Origin of the sequence: Lysinibacillus sp. FSL L8-0126, assembly GCF_038630385.1 — a bacterium.
Classification (GTDB): domain Bacteria; phylum Bacillota; class Bacilli; order Bacillales_A; family Planococcaceae; genus Lysinibacillus; species Lysinibacillus fusiformis_D.
In genome coordinates, this window is the sequence record NZ_CP152028.1 from 2,183,768 (window position 1) to 2,199,048 (window position 15,281).

At 37.8% G+C, this 15,281-nt stretch carries 16 protein-coding genes; 13 read left to right on the forward strand and 3 right to left on the reverse strand.

The window, feature by feature from the left end:
- Positions 1–6: 6 nt before the first annotated feature.
- Together MHI34_RS10605 and MHI34_RS10610 are read right to left on the reverse strand one after the other, a co-directional pair.
- Complete coding sequence (locus tag MHI34_RS10605) at positions 7–1,680, reverse strand: ribonuclease J (RefSeq protein WP_036123392.1); 1,674 nt, start codon at positions 1,678–1,680, stop codon at positions 7–9.
- A gap of 287 nt (positions 1,681–1,967) precedes the next feature.
- The gene (locus MHI34_RS10610; protein ID WP_342504413.1) at positions 1,968–2,462 is read right to left on the reverse strand and encodes a L,D-transpeptidase family protein; all 495 of its coding nucleotides are present in this window, start codon (positions 2,460–2,462) and stop codon (positions 1,968–1,970) included.
- An 89-nt stretch (positions 2,463–2,551) separates the two neighbouring features.
- On the opposite strand from MHI34_RS10610, the gene MHI34_RS10615 reads away from it, so the two are divergent.
- The 6 genes from MHI34_RS10615 to MHI34_RS10640 all read left to right on the forward strand — a co-directional run bounded on the left by MHI34_RS10615 (position 2,552) and on the right by MHI34_RS10640 (position 6,125).
- Positions 2,552–2,692 (forward strand): hypothetical protein, encoded by a 141-nt coding sequence (locus MHI34_RS10615; RefSeq protein WP_170829902.1) that lies wholly within the window; start codon positions 2,552–2,554, stop codon positions 2,690–2,692.
- Between the two features lie 45 nt (positions 2,693–2,737).
- Positions 2,738–2,947: a hypothetical protein gene (locus MHI34_RS10620; protein ID WP_058843711.1), complete on the forward strand. Its 210-nt coding sequence runs from the start codon at positions 2,738–2,740 to the stop codon at positions 2,945–2,947.
- Positions 2,948–2,961: 14 nt separating this feature from the next.
- On the forward strand, positions 2,962–3,159 hold the full coding sequence (locus tag MHI34_RS10625; RefSeq protein ID WP_058843710.1) for a hypothetical protein: 198 nt from the start codon (positions 2,962–2,964) through the stop codon (positions 3,157–3,159).
- 76 nt (positions 3,160–3,235) lie between these two features.
- Entirely contained in the window at positions 3,236–3,424 is a 189-nt protein-coding gene (locus MHI34_RS10630) for a cysteine-rich CWC family protein (RefSeq protein WP_089934612.1), read from the forward strand.
- 99 nt (positions 3,425–3,523) lie between these two features.
- The gene (locus MHI34_RS10635; protein ID WP_036123376.1) at positions 3,524–4,108 is read left to right on the forward strand and encodes a DUF305 domain-containing protein; all 585 of its coding nucleotides are present in this window, start codon (positions 3,524–3,526) and stop codon (positions 4,106–4,108) included.
- 265 nt (positions 4,109–4,373) lie between these two features.
- Positions 4,374–6,125, forward strand: a complete 1,752-nt coding sequence (locus tag MHI34_RS10640) for a protoglobin domain-containing protein (RefSeq protein ID WP_089934610.1) — start codon at positions 4,374–4,376, stop codon at positions 6,123–6,125.
- A gap of 43 nt (positions 6,126–6,168) precedes the next feature.
- Here MHI34_RS10640 and MHI34_RS10645 read toward each other — a convergent pair whose 3' ends face one another.
- Positions 6,169–6,774, reverse strand: coding sequence for a metallophosphoesterase family protein (locus MHI34_RS10645; RefSeq protein WP_058843707.1), 606 nt, complete (start codon positions 6,772–6,774; stop codon positions 6,169–6,171).
- Positions 6,775–7,012: 238 nt separating this feature from the next.
- Here MHI34_RS10645 and MHI34_RS10650 point away from each other — a divergent pair, with 238 nt between their 5' ends.
- The 7 genes from MHI34_RS10650 to MHI34_RS10680 all read left to right on the forward strand — a co-directional run bounded on the left by MHI34_RS10650 (position 7,013) and on the right by MHI34_RS10680 (position 15,251).
- Positions 7,013–8,509, forward strand: coding sequence for a long-chain fatty acid--CoA ligase (locus MHI34_RS10650; protein ID WP_089934608.1), 1,497 nt, complete (start codon positions 7,013–7,015; stop codon positions 8,507–8,509).
- A 224-nt stretch (positions 8,510–8,733) separates the two neighbouring features.
- Positions 8,734–9,723, forward strand: a complete 990-nt coding sequence (locus MHI34_RS10655) for a C39 family peptidase (protein ID WP_089934607.1) — start codon at positions 8,734–8,736, stop codon at positions 9,721–9,723.
- A gap of 59 nt (positions 9,724–9,782) precedes the next feature.
- Positions 9,783–11,015: a hypothetical protein gene (locus MHI34_RS10660; RefSeq protein WP_058843706.1), complete on the forward strand. Its 1,233-nt coding sequence runs from the start codon at positions 9,783–9,785 to the stop codon at positions 11,013–11,015.
- Positions 11,012–11,713, forward strand: coding sequence for an amino acid racemase (locus MHI34_RS10665; RefSeq protein ID WP_036123362.1), 702 nt, complete (start codon positions 11,012–11,014; stop codon positions 11,711–11,713). The genes MHI34_RS10660 and MHI34_RS10665 overlap by 4 nt, the downstream gene beginning before the upstream one ends.
- Before the next feature lie 224 nt (positions 11,714–11,937).
- Positions 11,938–13,086 (forward strand): DEAD/DEAH box helicase, encoded by a 1,149-nt coding sequence (locus tag MHI34_RS10670; protein WP_036123358.1) that lies wholly within the window; start codon positions 11,938–11,940, stop codon positions 13,084–13,086.
- 1 nt (position 13,087) lies between these two features.
- Positions 13,088–14,317: an aminopeptidase gene (locus tag MHI34_RS10675; protein WP_330493928.1), complete on the forward strand. Its 1,230-nt coding sequence runs from the start codon at positions 13,088–13,090 to the stop codon at positions 14,315–14,317.
- A 31-nt stretch (positions 14,318–14,348) separates the two neighbouring features.
- On the forward strand, positions 14,349–15,251 hold the full coding sequence (locus MHI34_RS10680) for a GDSL-type esterase/lipase family protein (RefSeq protein ID WP_342504414.1): 903 nt from the start codon (positions 14,349–14,351) through the stop codon (positions 15,249–15,251).
- Positions 15,252–15,281: the final 30 nt, after the last annotated feature.

The window sequence follows — 15,281 nt, forward strand, 5'->3', positions numbered from 1 at the left end:
GATCAGTTATATTTCAATAATAATTGGTAAAACCATAGGCTTTCGTTTAGTTTGGTTAAATAAATATTGTCCTACTGCTCTTTTGATTTCACGTCGTAGAACATGGATTTGCTGTCTGTTTTCTTCTTGTAGTTCTACAACGATTTCTTTGGTAAGCACATTGACCTTATTCAACAGCTCCTCGAAATCCTTCGCATAAACAAAACCACGGGATATGGTATCAGGTTCTGAAATAAAAGCACCATCTACTTTATTGAGTGTTAAGACGATGACAAGCATTCCGTCTTCTGAAAGCTGCTTGCGATCACGAAGGACAATGCCTTCAACTTCACCTATACCAATTCCATCAACATACGTATCACCTGCTGGAATTTTACGAGTTTGTCGTGCCTTCGAGTTTTCAATATCAACGACATCGCCGTTTTTCATAATAAAGGTATTCCCTTTTTGGACTCCAACCGCTTCTGCTAATAAGCGATGCTGGTGTAGCATGCGGAATTCACCATGAATAGGGATGAAAAATTGTGGCTTCATAAATGTTAGCATAAGCTTCAGATCTTCTTGATGACCATGTCCTGAAACATGCATGCCTGTATGGCTGGAAGATCCATAAATAACTTTTGCACCAAGCTGAAACAAATTATCCACAATCCGCGATACACCCTTCTCATTGCCTGGAATTGGGGAGGCCGCTAAAATAACCGTATCATCTGGAAGAATTTTCACTTCACGATGGTTGCCATTTGCTAAACGGGCAAGCGCAGCTAGAGGCTCGCCTTGGCTACCTGTGCAAAGTACCACAACCTCCTCTGGTGGAAGGTATTTCACTTCTCGTGCATCAATTAACATATCTTCTGGAACAAATAAATAGCCCCGTTCTATCGCTACATCAACAACATTGACCATGCTGCGTCCCAATAAAGCTAACTTCCTATTGGTAGCAATAGCTGCATGTACGATTTGTTGGATACGATTAACGTTTGAAGCAAAGGTCGAAATGATTACTTTCCGTTCAGCATGTAAAAAAGCATCCTCAATATGGTGACCAACAAGCTGTTCAGAAGGTGTCAAACCTGGCCTCTCTGCATTCGTACTTTCCGAGATAAGAACGAGCACTCCTTTTGAACCAATTTCAGCCATTTTATGAATATCGGCAAATTGATTATTAACGGGTGTTAAATCAAATTTAAAATCGCCAGTATGGACTACGTTCCCTTCAGGAGTGCCCATTACGATTCCTAAACAATCAGGTATACTATGATTAGTTCTAAAGAAACTAATATCCATTTGTCCTAAATGTAGAGCGGAGTCAGCGTGAATTTCAATTAAATCGGTTTCTCTTAACAGCTTATGTTCTTTGAGCTTTAATTCGATAAGCCCTAGAGTAAAACGAGTAGCATACACAGGCACATTCAATTTTTTTAATAAATAGGGGATACCACCGATGTGATCTTCATGACCATGCGTAACAATTAGAGCCTTTACTTTTCCTTTATTTTCCAGTAAATAAGTAATATCAGGAATAATTAAATCAATACCAAGTAAGGTTTCATCTGGAAATTTTGCTCCGCAATCAATAATGATGATGTCATCTGCATATTGTACTACATACATATTTTTTCCAATTTCATTAATGCCTCCTAAGGCAAATATGGATAATAACTGTTTACTTGTGGACAACGTATTCCCTCCTATAGCTCTCCTTTAACTATAGGTAGTATAGCTTTTAGCATTTCATCCTATACGAAAACAATAATGCTACTAATTGTATTTCACGAAATGGGGTAAATCATTGTCTAATTTTGTGGCATATACATAGGGATTGGTTAGAAATCATGCTCAATTTATTCATGATGCACTTTATCCCTCAAAAAAAGGTGATATGCAATTTGCCCAGACAAGCGAACAGGATTAAACATAACAAGAGGCTATCTATTTTGGTTTACAACTATAGATAGTCTCTTTCGTTAGGGATGAATCACTACTTCTGTACCAATAGGGACGATGCTGGCAAGCTCTTCAACATCTTGATTTTGCATTCGAATACAACCATGTGAAACAGCATGCCCAATAGAGCTAGGATCATTTGTGCCATGAATTCCATAATGTTCTTTAGAGAGACTCATCCACATCGTTCCAAAAGGACCACCAGGGTTTGGAGCTTTATTGATGATAATAAAACTGCCTACTGGTGTTTCATGAAGCATGCGTCCGACTGCGATAGGGTATTGTTTTTGAAGGATATTATTTCTATATAAACGTAGCCAGCGATTATTGGTAGATATTTCGATACGGTAAGGAATTGTATCGGGATTTGGCAAGCCCGGGATGACAATTTGTTGACCAATAAAAAGATGATCAGGCTGGATTCCTGGGTTAGCAGCAATAATGGATGCCAACTGAGTACGATAATCCTGAGCAATTTGAGTCAGTGTTTCTCCAGCTTTAACTGAATGAATCAATCATTATTCCCTCCTCTGCAAAGGTTTATGATTTTACTATATGCTTCAAATGATTTGATATTGAATCACAACAAGAAGCAGAGAAATTAGTGAAAAGTGAACGCGATCAAAATATCTCCTTTACGGATAGTAGGGGCATCTACCATGAATTGCACACAAAGCATGTACGAGTGATTCAAATAGCTGAATATCATCGAATGGATAAAGGTGCAAAAGGGAGTGACACATAATCTGTCCAGCTTTACACACATTATAGAGAAAGGAGTGTGACAGAAATGGACATGAGTAAAGTACCACATGAAAAGAAAATGTTTATGAATTTAAATAGCAAGGACAAACCTGACATGGTTGAATCAGATACAATTAGTCTTTTCGATTTGCATGAAGATATGCAGACTGTCGACGCCATTCCAGTAGAGGAGCTCAATAAACGAGTAAAAAGAGAAGGCGATGAATTAATTGAAATGCAGCCAGATGAATTGTAGGAGGTAAAAACGCAATGAATCATGAAAAAGAAGCCCATTTTACATCTGTGGGCACGAATATTAATGAAGTAAAGCAAAAAAATGCAGATGCAGGATTATCCTATAATGAGGTAAAGGCATTGTTAGCTAAAAGTGGAGGGCAGGGGACGGCCATTTATAGTGACACAGATATAGAAGAAGTAAAGCAAGATATACACAAGCACCAACAATAAGCGTAGTAGGAGGAGTAAGTATTGAATGCTCTTCCTTTTTTTATTTTACAATGGTAGGTAAAGGAGGTGCAGGAACATGTCAACTGGAGAAGAGAGCTGTCCATTATGTGGGGGAGAAAATCATTGTGGAGTAGCAAAAGGTGAAAAAGAGTGCTGGTGTATGACGGTGCACTTTCCAGAAAAGCTATTAAATGCAGTGCAAACGGAGCAAAGGACATGTATTTGTCCAACATGCTTAGATACATATAAGAAAGAACAAGGATAATGATTACGATGAATGAGGCGTAAATATGGAGTCATTGGTACAATTGTCTATCGCACAACAACCTAGCGGGCATACATTACTCTGAAAGGAGTGTGTCTTATGGCTAAACCAATTGAACTCAGTAATGTAACAAAGGCATATTTAGAGGAATATCAGCGAATCCTCAAAAAAATGATGCAGGGCATGACCTATGTAACGATTACTTGTAGTATTTCTGAAAATTTTATTAAGCAAATTATCCCTCATCAAGTTGCAGCAATTCAAATGTCCGAAAACGTTTTACGCTATACAACGAATATCCCTGTACAAAATCTTGCATTAGAAATTATTCGAACTCACACAGAAATGGTTGAGAGTCTTGAAGCGATACAAAATCGATGTTGTGTCGTGCAAAATTCAGAGTATGAATTATACGAGTATATGTGTGCTTATAAAGAAATTACAGAAGCTATGTTCAATGCAATGTGTGCACCACCAGTATCGAATAGCATTAATATCAATTATCTACGAGAAATGATTGTCCATCATCAGGGTGGTATCCGTCTGGCACAAAATGTGCTGAGATTCTGTATTTGCCAAGAATTAATCCCTATTTTACGTTGTATGATTCAAACACTTTGTGAGCAACTAGAAGTTATGGAAAAGTTACTGGATAGCTTACAAAATTGTGATTGCGAATGCTAACACTTTATGTGAAACGCTAAAGTCAGACATGATTTTAGCGTTTTTTCTGTGTAAAAATAGTGTTTAACAGGGAAAATGAGAAATTGTCAATAAAGTGGACAAAAGAATAAGACGGTGTAAAGAATTTTTTGAAAATCTATTTTTGTATTAGTGTTGTTGGTAAAATATATATGTTTTATTAGTTGAAGGCAATGAAGAAAGATCTATAATTCGTTTTAAAATATTGGTAATTTTTATTTACTTTATTACAAAAGGAGTGGTAACAATGTTCAAAAGGAAGAAAATAAATCAAAATTATGATTATTTCTCAGCTGCGAAAAATTCAGATATTGAGGCTAATGAACGCTTTAAAGAAAAGCTAGATTTTCTTGCTTTATCTAGAATTAGAAGAGAATCTGTTGGATTTTTACGCAAAATCTATGAAAATAATCGCCAACAAATACTCGACAATTTTTATGATCGTTTATTGGAAATTCCAGAATTTAACCAAGTTATCAATACGCATTCATCAGTAGAGCGTTTAAAAGGGCTTTTTGATTCACATTTTATAAGCCTATTTGATGATGAATTAGATTTAGATTATGTATTTAAACGACGTAAAATCGCTTATGTACATGCCCGAATCGGTGTACTGCCGAACTGGATGATTTCTGCCTATACACTCATTAACCAATTAATCATACCGCTGATTGTCAAAGAGCTATCAAGCGATCAAGAAAAAATGCTGGATGTCCTATTGTCTTATGATAGTCTAGTAACGATCGACCAACAGATCATTTTAGAAACCTATATTGAAATTCAGGCTGGCTCTGTTGTAAATGGTTTAGGTGAAATTATTACTTATAATACCCAGTTAGATACGATTAAGGAATTGATTGAATTTCAAGATATTCAGCAACAGGAGATTGTTGCAGCAGATCAATTGATGCACGAGCTAGATGAGAGTATTGAAGAAATCGCCGCATCTGTTGGTGATATTTCAGCCCAAACAAAGCATGCCTTTAAAAAATTAAATCAGGATTTAGAATCGTTACAACAAGTATCATCCATTTTACAAACAACCGATGAAGGTCATAAATCCATGCAGGAGGATATAAAGCGTTTAGTGGAACGTGTCAATAGTGTAGCGAAGCTGATGGAATTAATTAAGCGAATTGCAGATCAAACAAATTTATTGGCTTTAAATGCTTCTATTGAGGCGGCTCGTGCTGGAGAAGCGGGTAAAGGCTTTGCAGTTGTTGCGGAGGAAGTTCGAAAGCTTGCTGATGATACAAGTACATCTGTCAAATCTATACATACAGATATACAGGAGCTACTACATATTACGCATAATATTAGTTCACTAACAACTCAATTTTCACAGGATTTACATCAAGGCGTCACGGATACCTTACATATTTCACAGACGCTTGCAGAGATAAATAAAAGTCTACAGCAGCAAGGAGCTCGCTTTGAGGAAATTGCCACAACGACAAAGGTACAAGCACAATCTGCTACAACTATTTCTGAACGTAACCATACTATCACTGAGAGTATGCAAAAAAGTAAGATCATCGTTTTTGATATGGGCTCGGCTATCTACAAGTTAAGTAAAATGATTGACGGATACCGATCAACAACAATTTCTAAAAATTTTATTATTAGTCAGGAGGATATTATTGAATTAGCTATTACAGACCATTTATTATGGCGCTGGAAAATCTATAATCTACTGCTTGGCTTTGAAACAATGACAGAGCAGGATGTTGGCTCACCACAGGAGTCGCGCCTTGGTGAATGGTATTATGGTACAGGGAAAAAGCTACTAGGCGAAGAGCGTGTCTATGTAGAGTTAGAACAACCATTTATTCATGTCCATGATATAGCTAAAAAGGCGGTACGAGAATATAATATAGGCAATAAAGGGGAGGCTGAAAAATATCTGAAGGAAATTACAGAAGAATCATATATTGTAATTGAAAAACTAAAGGCCTTAAAGGAAATTTTATTGAACGGGAAAAAACAATATATTCACTAAAAATTTGAGAGCAAGCTAATGCTGGGATTAGCTTGCTCTTTTTTTATATTTCTATTGACGAATCAATAGATGGGACACACATAAATGTTACGGTGCGCTGTGTGCTATCATAAAGACACCATTCACGGTGGTCGACAACAGAACCAACATTGACACCATACTGTTTATTTTGTAAGGCAATTGGTTGGCCATAGCGAATACGAATGGGTAGTTTCTTTTGCTGATGATAAAGGCCTGATTCATGACTATGACCAAAGAAAAACAGTGGCTTATGAAAAGGAAGGAATGTTGGCTGCCAGCTTACACTCCATTTAAATTGATGTCCGTGTATTAGTGTCGCACCATCTATCTCTATCGTCTCAGGTAAAGCCTGAAAACGTTCGATGCCAGTGACCTGCGTAATGCGTTCCTCTTGATTACCTCTTATAGAGGGGAAGGTTAGTAATTCTTCAAATTCGCTTTCTACTATGGCTGCCTTTTGTAAAGGTAAGCCAGATAAGGTTTGCGCTTTTTTCTTACTGACGGTGCATTCATATAAATCACCTAAACCAATGATTTTTGCTTCCTCTGCTGTTTGTTGAATATGAGCTAGAACAGCTTTAGTATCTTCTATATTAGAATGTAAATCTCCTAAAAGTGCATAAAGCATGTCAATCCGGCCTTTCCTAAAAATAATCGTACAAATATCATACACCCAATAGAAATTGATAGAAAAGTAAAACGTCTAAGAATATTTCGTTACTTCTACTTCATATTTTGAATGTGTAGAAAAATTGCCATGAAACGCATTGCTTGTTAAAATATAATCATAATTTTCTGAATTTTCAGTAGTTTCATAGTTTCAGACACTATCCAGCATTAAAAAATGAATTTTTGGAGGGTTTATAATGACGATGTACATGACAGATATTCTTGAAAACTATGCTGTGCAACAACCGAATGCAATTGCAACCTTGTATGATGGAAAAAAGTTGAGCTATCGCGATTTTTATCAACGTGTAGAAAGATTTGCAGCATACCTACAAGAACAGGATTTTGAAAAAGATGATGTGATTGCATTATATACGCTCAATTCAGATTTGTTTTTAATCGCTTATTTAGGTGTCCAACTAGCAGGTTTTATTGTGATGCCTATTAACACTAAATTAGCAGCACCTGAGGTTGATTTTATTTTTAATCATTCACAAGCAAAGGGTCTCATTTATGATGAAAGGCTAGCAGAAGCATTGGAGGATGTTGCCTATACATTCCAACATACGATTGGATTTAAAGAAATGAGAAACATTTTTGAAAATGAGGGATGTGAAAGAAAGCTTGTACAATTAGAGGCCCATGATACAGCAGTGGTCATGTATACTTCTGGGACAACAGGTAAACCAAAGGGCGTCATGCTAACACATCAAAATATCTTGGCTACTGCCGATATTTGGTCTTCTTCAATGAAAATGTCTAGCAAGGACAAGATGTTTATTTGTACACCTTTATTCCATTGTGCTGGCCTGCACGTCTTTGCTATGCCAATGTTCTATCAAGGAGGAACAGTTGTTATCGAAGAAGCATTTTCACCAACAAAAACGTTAGCGCAAATTGCCGCAACTGAAGCGACTATTTTCTTTGGTGTTCCATCCATGTATACCATCATTTTAAATACGCCTGGATTTAAGGAACATAGCTTTCATCATTTACGTTTATTATGTTACGGGGCTGCTCCAATGCCTTATGAGCTCGTAAAGCAAGTGAAAGAGGCATTTTCAAATGTAAAGGTTCAAAATCTCTATGGTCAAACCGAAAATTCACCTGCAGCTACCTCTTTATTAGATAGGGATGCATTAACGAAAATTGGCTCTGTTGGGAAGCCATTAGCTCAGACGGAGGTATGCGTGGTTGATAGTGAAGGAAAGTCAGTACCAGCTGGCGAGGTTGGCGAAATTTGTGTTAAAGGGCCACAAGTAATGAAAGGTTATTTGCGCAATCCAGAGGAAACAGCTAGAACGATAAGAGATGGCTGGCTCTATTCAGGAGATTTAGGACGCTTTGATGAGGAAGGTTATTTATATATTGTAGATCGGAAAAAAGATATGATCATCCGTGGAGGGGAAAATATTTACCCAATTGAAGTGGAAGAAGTGCTATATCAAATGCCAGAAATTTTAGAGGCAGCAGTGATAGGATTACCACATGAAGTATATGGAGAGGTGCCAAAAGCATTTATTGTATTAAAGGAAGGGCAGTCACTCGATGAAAAGGCAATATTATCTTACTGCCAAACAAGACTTGCCAAATATAAAGTACCGTATGAAATTGCATTTTTAGTAGAACTGCCGCGCAATGCTTCAGGTAAGGTGTTAAAGCATACATTACGACCTAAAGTGACGACGATTTAAGTACTATCCACGATGCATAGGCATAATTGTTAGCCAGTTTTTTCAAGCTTACTCGCAAGTTTCTGTGTACCTGCCGCTTCGCTTTCCATACAAAAAATTATGTCCTGAAATAAGATAAAATAGGAACGATTATAAAAGTATCGTATAATAGAGTCTACGACAAATTGAATAAATAGAATGGCGAAGGGATTACTCTTCCAATTAGAATAGGAGCGGAATTTGTCTTGTGGACGGGGTATAAACGCCTTTTACTTATAGGCATTTTGATTATTATGTTACTTTCGAGCTGTCAGCCATTTTCACAGCAAGAAGCAGAACAAAAAAATCCATTAACTGTTTTAACGGTAGAATTTAATAGCGGGGCACCTATCCCCAATCTCTATGTCACAGTAACAGATGTACAAACAGGTGATGTAGTAGAGGAAGCGATTGGTTCAGAAGAGGGAGAAGCCGTATTCGCGAAGCTCAAGGCAGGGCGAGAATATACCATTGCTGCAACAACACTGGAAAATAGTACAACAAACGATGGATATACAACAATCGAGAATTTTACGTATGATACAACGAAGCCATACTATCGATTGCAAACACACTTCTCTAGAGACGAGCAAGAATTAGATGTACCTGTTGTCATGCAAAAGCCAGAGCTTCCACATGGCTGTGAAATAACATCACTCACAGCTGTCTTAAATTATTTTGGAATGAATGTTTCAAAGCTTGAAATGGCTGATAACTATTTACCAAAGCAAAATATACGTACTGTAAACAACCAACGTTTTGGGCCAAATCCACATGAGGCTTTTGCAGGGAATCCGCGTGATAAAGCTCATGGTATGTATGTTTTTGCTGAACCCATTGTTAAGGCGGCAGAGGCAGTCATTGCAGATAAACAAGCTGATTTACGCGTGTCAAATATGAGTAAGGCCTCACAGGACGAGATTTTACAGCTTGTTCGCGAGGGGGTTCCTGTTGTAACATGGGTGACGCTTGATTTATCGTCACCTAAACGAAATGCAAATAGAGGCTGGATTTTTGAAGGTGAGACAACATCACATGAAGCCTATATGAACTTACATGCAGTTGTCTTGACAGGGCATTTAGGGGATAAAGTAGTAGTAATGGATCCATTAAAAGGTTATGTTACATACAATGTCGATCAATTTTTCAAAAGTTATCGGGAATTAGATCAGCAAGCCGTAGCTATTCATAAATAAATTAGCCATAAATCTTTAGTATGTTACACTAATAAAAAAGCAGAAGTGAGTTGAGTAGAATGGCCATTGAGCACGCTTTTTTACCGGTTTTACTTGGGGATGAGATGAATGCTTATGGCATGGCCAGAGCATTTTACGAAGCCTATGGTGTGAAGCCACTTGCATTAAACCATACGAATATGGAAAAAATTCATCAAAGTGATTTACTGACTTTTCGTGAGGTACCGAGACTTCATATAGACGAACGATTTGTTACGGCACTTCAGGCTATTGCGCAGGAATTCGTTGATAAAAAATTACTGCTACTAGCCTGTGATGAATTTTATGTCAAAAAAATAATAGAACATAAAGCGGAATTAGCAGAGGATTTCATTATTCCTTATGTAGATGCCACACTTGCTCAGCAGTTATTAACTCGTGAAAAGATGTATGAGCTTTGTGCACAATATGGTTTTCAATTTCCTGCCATGCATGTCTGCACGGTGAATGATTACGAGGACTACGACATGCCATTTGAGTATCCAATTGTCATAAAGCCCATGAATATGACAAAATATGCTACATGTATTTTTCCTGGTAAGAAAAAAGTATATATTGCGTATGATAAGGATGAAAAGGACAGTATATTCCATGCTATTTATAAGGAATCGGCCTATCGAGATGATCTTATGATTCAACAATATATTCCAGGGGAAGATGCGAATATGCTTGTTGTTAATGCCTATATAGGGCAGGATGGCAAGGCAAAACTTCTTGCGGTGGGTAATCCCATTTTAGAAGAGCATTCTCCAGAAGGGATTGGTCGTTATGTAGCCATCATGACAACCTATCATCAGGAATTAATGGACAATGTAAAGACGTTCCTTGAAGCCATACAATTCCAAGGCTATGCTACATTTGATATGAAATATGATGATCGTGATGGTCAATATAAATTGTTGAGTATTGAATTACATAATGAACTTTCCAATTATTATGTGACAGCCAGTGGCTATAACTTCATGCAGTATGTGGCGGATGATTATGTTCGAGGTAGTAAACAGTCGCTAACATACGTGCAAAACAAGCATCTTTGGACCATTGTACCAAATGGTGTACTTTTCAAATATGTACAAAATGAACAGTTAGTCATTGAAGCGAAAAGTTTGATTCGCCAAGGGATGGCTACAGATTCTATTTTTAGTTATAAGGATATGAATGCGAAACGTTGGTTGAACGTTACGCTTGATAATTTAAGCTTTTATCGCAAATATAAGAAATATTTTAATAACAAAGGTCTGTCAAATATATGAAAAAACAAACTTTAGGTATTATCGGTGGCGTAGGGCCACTTGCAACAATGTTTATTGGAGAAATGATTGTAAGACGTACGAAGGCACAAAAGGATCAGGAGCATTTGCATACGATCATTGATAATGATACAAATATTCCTGACCGTACGGCTTTTATTTTAGATAATAAAAAGGATAATCCAGTTCCAGTCATCATTGAGGATGCTAAAAAGTTAGCTTCTGTAGGGGCAAATATGATTGCAATCCCATGCAATACAGCCCATACGTTCTATCATGAAATTGATGAGGGCTCTCCCATTCCTGTATTGAATATGATTCGTGAAACGGCGAAGCGTGCTGCTGATTTAGGAGCAGAGCGTGTTGGAATTTTGGCAACAACAGGAACATTAACATCACGTATGTACCAGGAAGCCTTAGAGGAATATGGCATTACACCAGTTGTTCCAGATAATGAGATGAGAGCCTATGTGATGACCATCATTTATGATTATGTCAAGGCTGGCAAGGATGTTACGTTGGAGGATTGGCAACCAATAGAAGAGGCGATGCTAGCATTAAATTGTGACCGCATTGTCTTAGGCTGTACAGAGCTATCTATTGTTAATAGGGATTTGAAATTAAATGAAATTTATATTGATTCATTAATCGTTTTAGCTGAATGTGCCATTTTGGCTTGTGGCTATGAGCTAGTCGATTAGTCGTTAAATAAATTGAAAAGGATCTGCTTGCTTTTCACGGGTAAGCTACAAGTCTTTAAAGAGTTGTGGTCAAGCTTACTTTTTTCCGTGTTGGGTTAGGCAGATTTTTTATGGAAGGAATCAATGGTTTCCTGAAACGATTGGACAATAGCTTCGTACATATAAAGTAGGAAACGGCGGAGTGTGTTAAACTAGTGTCAAGTAGATAGAAGGTGGGAAATAACATGTCAGTCATTAATTTATTAAAAGAAGAAATACAAGCAAAATGGAATTTTGAAACACCCATGAAAATTCAAGATGAAATGATACCAGCTATGCTTGAAGGCAAAGATATTGTAGCGGAATCGCCAACAGGATCAGGTAAAACATTAGCGTATGTTTTACCATTATTGAATAAAGTGAATGGGGCAAAAAAGCAAACACAAGGACTGATTGTAGCTCCTTCACAAGAGCTTGCGATGCAGATTGTAGAAGTTATCCGTGAATGGACGGCAGGCACAGATATTACAGTTCAACAACTGATTGGTGGTGCCAATTCTGCTCGTCAAATTGAAAAGCTAAAGAAAAAACCAACGATTGTCGTTGGCACACCTGGTCGTTTAAATGAATTAGCACGGGCAGGGAAATTAAAACTAAAAGAAATTGAAACGGTTATTTTAGATGAGTGCGATCAATTACTGAGTCGTGAATACCGTGTTGTCGTCAAATCCTTTATCGAAGGCTCGGCTTTTGGCCGACAAGTCGTTGTTGTTTCGGCTACGATAACGGAGGAAATTGAATTAGTAGCAAGTCGTATGATGTTTGAACCTTTACGTTTTAAAATTAAACCTGAGGATATGTTAAAGGTCGGTAAAGTAGTACATTCTTTTGTGAAAGTAGAAGAACGTGATAAAACAGATTTCCTACGTCGACTCTCACATACAGAAGGCTTAAGAGCACTAGCTTTTGTCAATAATATCGATCAATTATTAATGAAGGAAACAAAACTGCAGTACCGCTCAGCACCAATTGTCACTCTTCATTCCGACATGAAAAAAGAAGAACGAAAAAAAGCGTTAGATGCATTCCGTAAAGGAGATGCCCGTATTTTAATTGCCACAGATATTGCGGCTCGTGGTTTAGATATTGCTGGTTTAACACATGTTATTCATGTTGATGTACCACGAACAATTGAGCAGTATTTACATCGTTCAGGTCGTACAGGTCGTGCGGGCGCAGATGGTGAAGTATTAACGTTATTATCGTATCATGATGAAAAAACGTATAAAAAGTGGACAAGGGAAGTACCAGGCAAGCCTGTGCAAAAAATATGGCATGATGGCAAGCTGATGGAAGGTAATTCTAAAACAATTGGACAAAAGCGAGGGAATTAATATGACGTTTGAAGAAAAATTACAGGCATATGCAGAGCTTGCGGTAAAAGTGGGTGTCAACATCCAACCAGGTCAGTACCTATTAGTCAATACATCGGTAGATGCTTTGGATTTTGTTCGTTTAGTTGTTAAAGAGGCTTATAAGGCTGGCGCAGGACGTGTACATGTGAATTTTTCAGATGACGAAATGGATCGTGCCTATTTTGAATATGCTTCTGACGAGGAGTTTAGTCGCTTCCCTGAATGGGTCGTAAAAATGCGTGATGAGCTTATTGAACGTAAAGGGGCTCTATTATGGATTGATGCAGCAGATCCTGATAATTTGACAGGCATTCCAGCAGACAGATTAGCAACCCACCAAAAAGTATCTGGTGCAGCATTGAAAAATTATCGTAATGCCGTCATGAAGGATTTAATTGCTTGGTCCATTGTTGCGGTCCCTTCACCTAAATGGGCAGCAAAGGTATTCCCCCATTTAACAGAAGAGCAGCAAGTACCTGCCTTATGGGAGGCAATCTTTAAAACAGTGCATATTGGGGAAGGTAATGCAGTGGACAATTGGCGTCAGCATATAGCCAATTTAGAATCGCGTGCACAGCTTCTAAATAATAAAAAGTATGCAAAGCTTCACTATACAGCACCGGGTACAGATTTAACAATTGCTTTAGCACCACAACATAAATGGGTTACGGGTGGCAGTAAAACGCCAGAGGATAATGTCTTTGTTGCCAATATGCCAACTGAAGAAGTGTATACCCTTCCAATGAAGCAAGGTGTAAACGGTTATGTCAGTAATTCAAAGCCATTAGTTTATCAAGGCAATATGATTGATGGCTTTAAATTAACATTTGAAGAGGGCAAAATTATTAAGGCAGAGGCTGAAGTTGGTCATGATTTATTACAAGAACTAATTCAAGTGGATGAAGGCTCAAGCTATTTAGGTGAAGTAGCACTTGTCCCTCACGAATCACCTATTTCAGCGTCAGAGATTTTATATTTCAATACATTATTCGATGAAAATGCTTCAAACCATTTAGCTATTGGTGAAGCATATCCGACTTGCTTAGAAGGTGGTAGAGACTTAGAAAATGGTCAGCTTGAAGCATTAGGAGCTAATATTTCTGTGACACATGAAGATTTTATGATTGGCAGCGGAGAAATGGACATTGATGGTATTTTACCAGATGGTACGGTAGAGCCTATTTTCCGTAAGGGTAGCTGGGCTTTTTAATCTTTAGTCAGAAAGAAAAGGAGGAGAGCAGATGAGACGATTATGGAGCTTAATCGGTGTGACGATATTATCCATGACATATTGGACTTCATCTGCTTTTGCTCAAACGGAAAGCTACGTGGCGATTGGAGATTCATTAGCTGCAGGTCAAACACCTTATCAAGAAATTGATGTAGGGTATAGTGATTTAATTGCCATGAAATTAAGTTCGATTGGACAATTATCGTTTTATACAAAAGAGCTTGCTTTTCCAGGCTTTACAACAGCGAATGTGTTAGACCGAATTCAATCGGAGGAAGCGCAACATTTATTAGCAAACGCCACACTGATTACGGTGTCAGCAGGTGCCAATGATTTATTGCGTCTTGTTCAGGTGAACCCAAGTGCTGGAACTTTAGCTTTTTCACAGTTGCAGACAGATTACGCTTTAAACTTGGCGAGAAAAAATATGACAACGATTTTAGATGAGTTAGTAGAACGTGCACCAAAAGCAAAGGTATATGTCATGGGCTATTATTTTGCCTATCCAACTGTCCATCCGTCACAAAAAGAAGGAACCAATGCACAGCTAGTTAAATTAAATGCGATTTTACAGCAACAGGCAGAGCATGCAAGAGCAGTTTATGTAGATGTCTATGATGCCTTTGGATTGAATGGAACAAGCTATTTACCAAATAGTGCTGACGTCCACCCGAATGCTGAAGGCTATCGTCAAATGGCTAACTCATTTTTACAGGCTTATAGTGGTAGTGATGCTTTACAGATTTCTTCATCAGAATTACCTAAGGCAAATCCTTTGTCATTTGAGGAAATTGTCAAGCAACAATCATCAGCGAAGCCCCAGAAAGAGAAAGTGACACAACAACAGCCTGCTCGTGTTGCTTACGTTATTCAGGGATTCCCAGGTTATCAAGCTTTTATCAAAAACATCTAAATAATCGTTAGCAAAGGCATCTTACCCAAT

Excerpts from the sequence above, each read along its gene's own strand:
- MHI34_RS10660 (WP_058843706.1), top strand. The coding sequence starts at position 9,783 with ATGGCCATTGAGCACGCTTTTTTACCGGTTTTACTTGGGGATGAGATG.
- MHI34_RS10620 (WP_058843711.1), top strand. The coding sequence starts at position 2,738 with ATGGACATGAGTAAAGTACCACATGAAAAGAAAATGTTTATGAATTTA.
- MHI34_RS10640 (WP_089934610.1), top strand. The coding sequence starts at position 4,374 with ATGTTCAAAAGGAAGAAAATAAATCAAAATTATGATTATTTCTCAGCT.
- MHI34_RS10675 (WP_330493928.1), top strand. The coding sequence starts at position 13,088 with ATGACGTTTGAAGAAAAATTACAGGCATATGCAGAGCTTGCGGTAAAA.
- MHI34_RS10680 (WP_342504414.1), top strand. The coding sequence starts at position 14,349 with ATGAGACGATTATGGAGCTTAATCGGTGTGACGATATTATCCATGACA.
- MHI34_RS10670 (WP_036123358.1), top strand. The coding sequence starts at position 11,938 with ATGTCAGTCATTAATTTATTAAAAGAAGAAATACAAGCAAAATGGAAT.
- MHI34_RS10625 (WP_058843710.1), top strand. The coding sequence starts at position 2,962 with ATGAATCATGAAAAAGAAGCCCATTTTACATCTGTGGGCACGAATATT.
- MHI34_RS10665 (WP_036123362.1), top strand. The coding sequence starts at position 11,012 with ATGAAAAAACAAACTTTAGGTATTATCGGTGGCGTAGGGCCACTTGCA.
- MHI34_RS10635 (WP_036123376.1), top strand. The coding sequence starts at position 3,524 with ATGGCTAAACCAATTGAACTCAGTAATGTAACAAAGGCATATTTAGAG.
- MHI34_RS10630 (WP_089934612.1), top strand. The coding sequence starts at position 3,236 with ATGTCAACTGGAGAAGAGAGCTGTCCATTATGTGGGGGAGAAAATCAT.
- MHI34_RS10650 (WP_089934608.1), top strand. The coding sequence starts at position 7,013 with ATGACGATGTACATGACAGATATTCTTGAAAACTATGCTGTGCAACAA.
- MHI34_RS10645 (WP_058843707.1), bottom strand. The coding sequence starts at position 6,774 with ATGCTTTATGCACTTTTAGGAGATTTACATTCTAATATAGAAGATACT.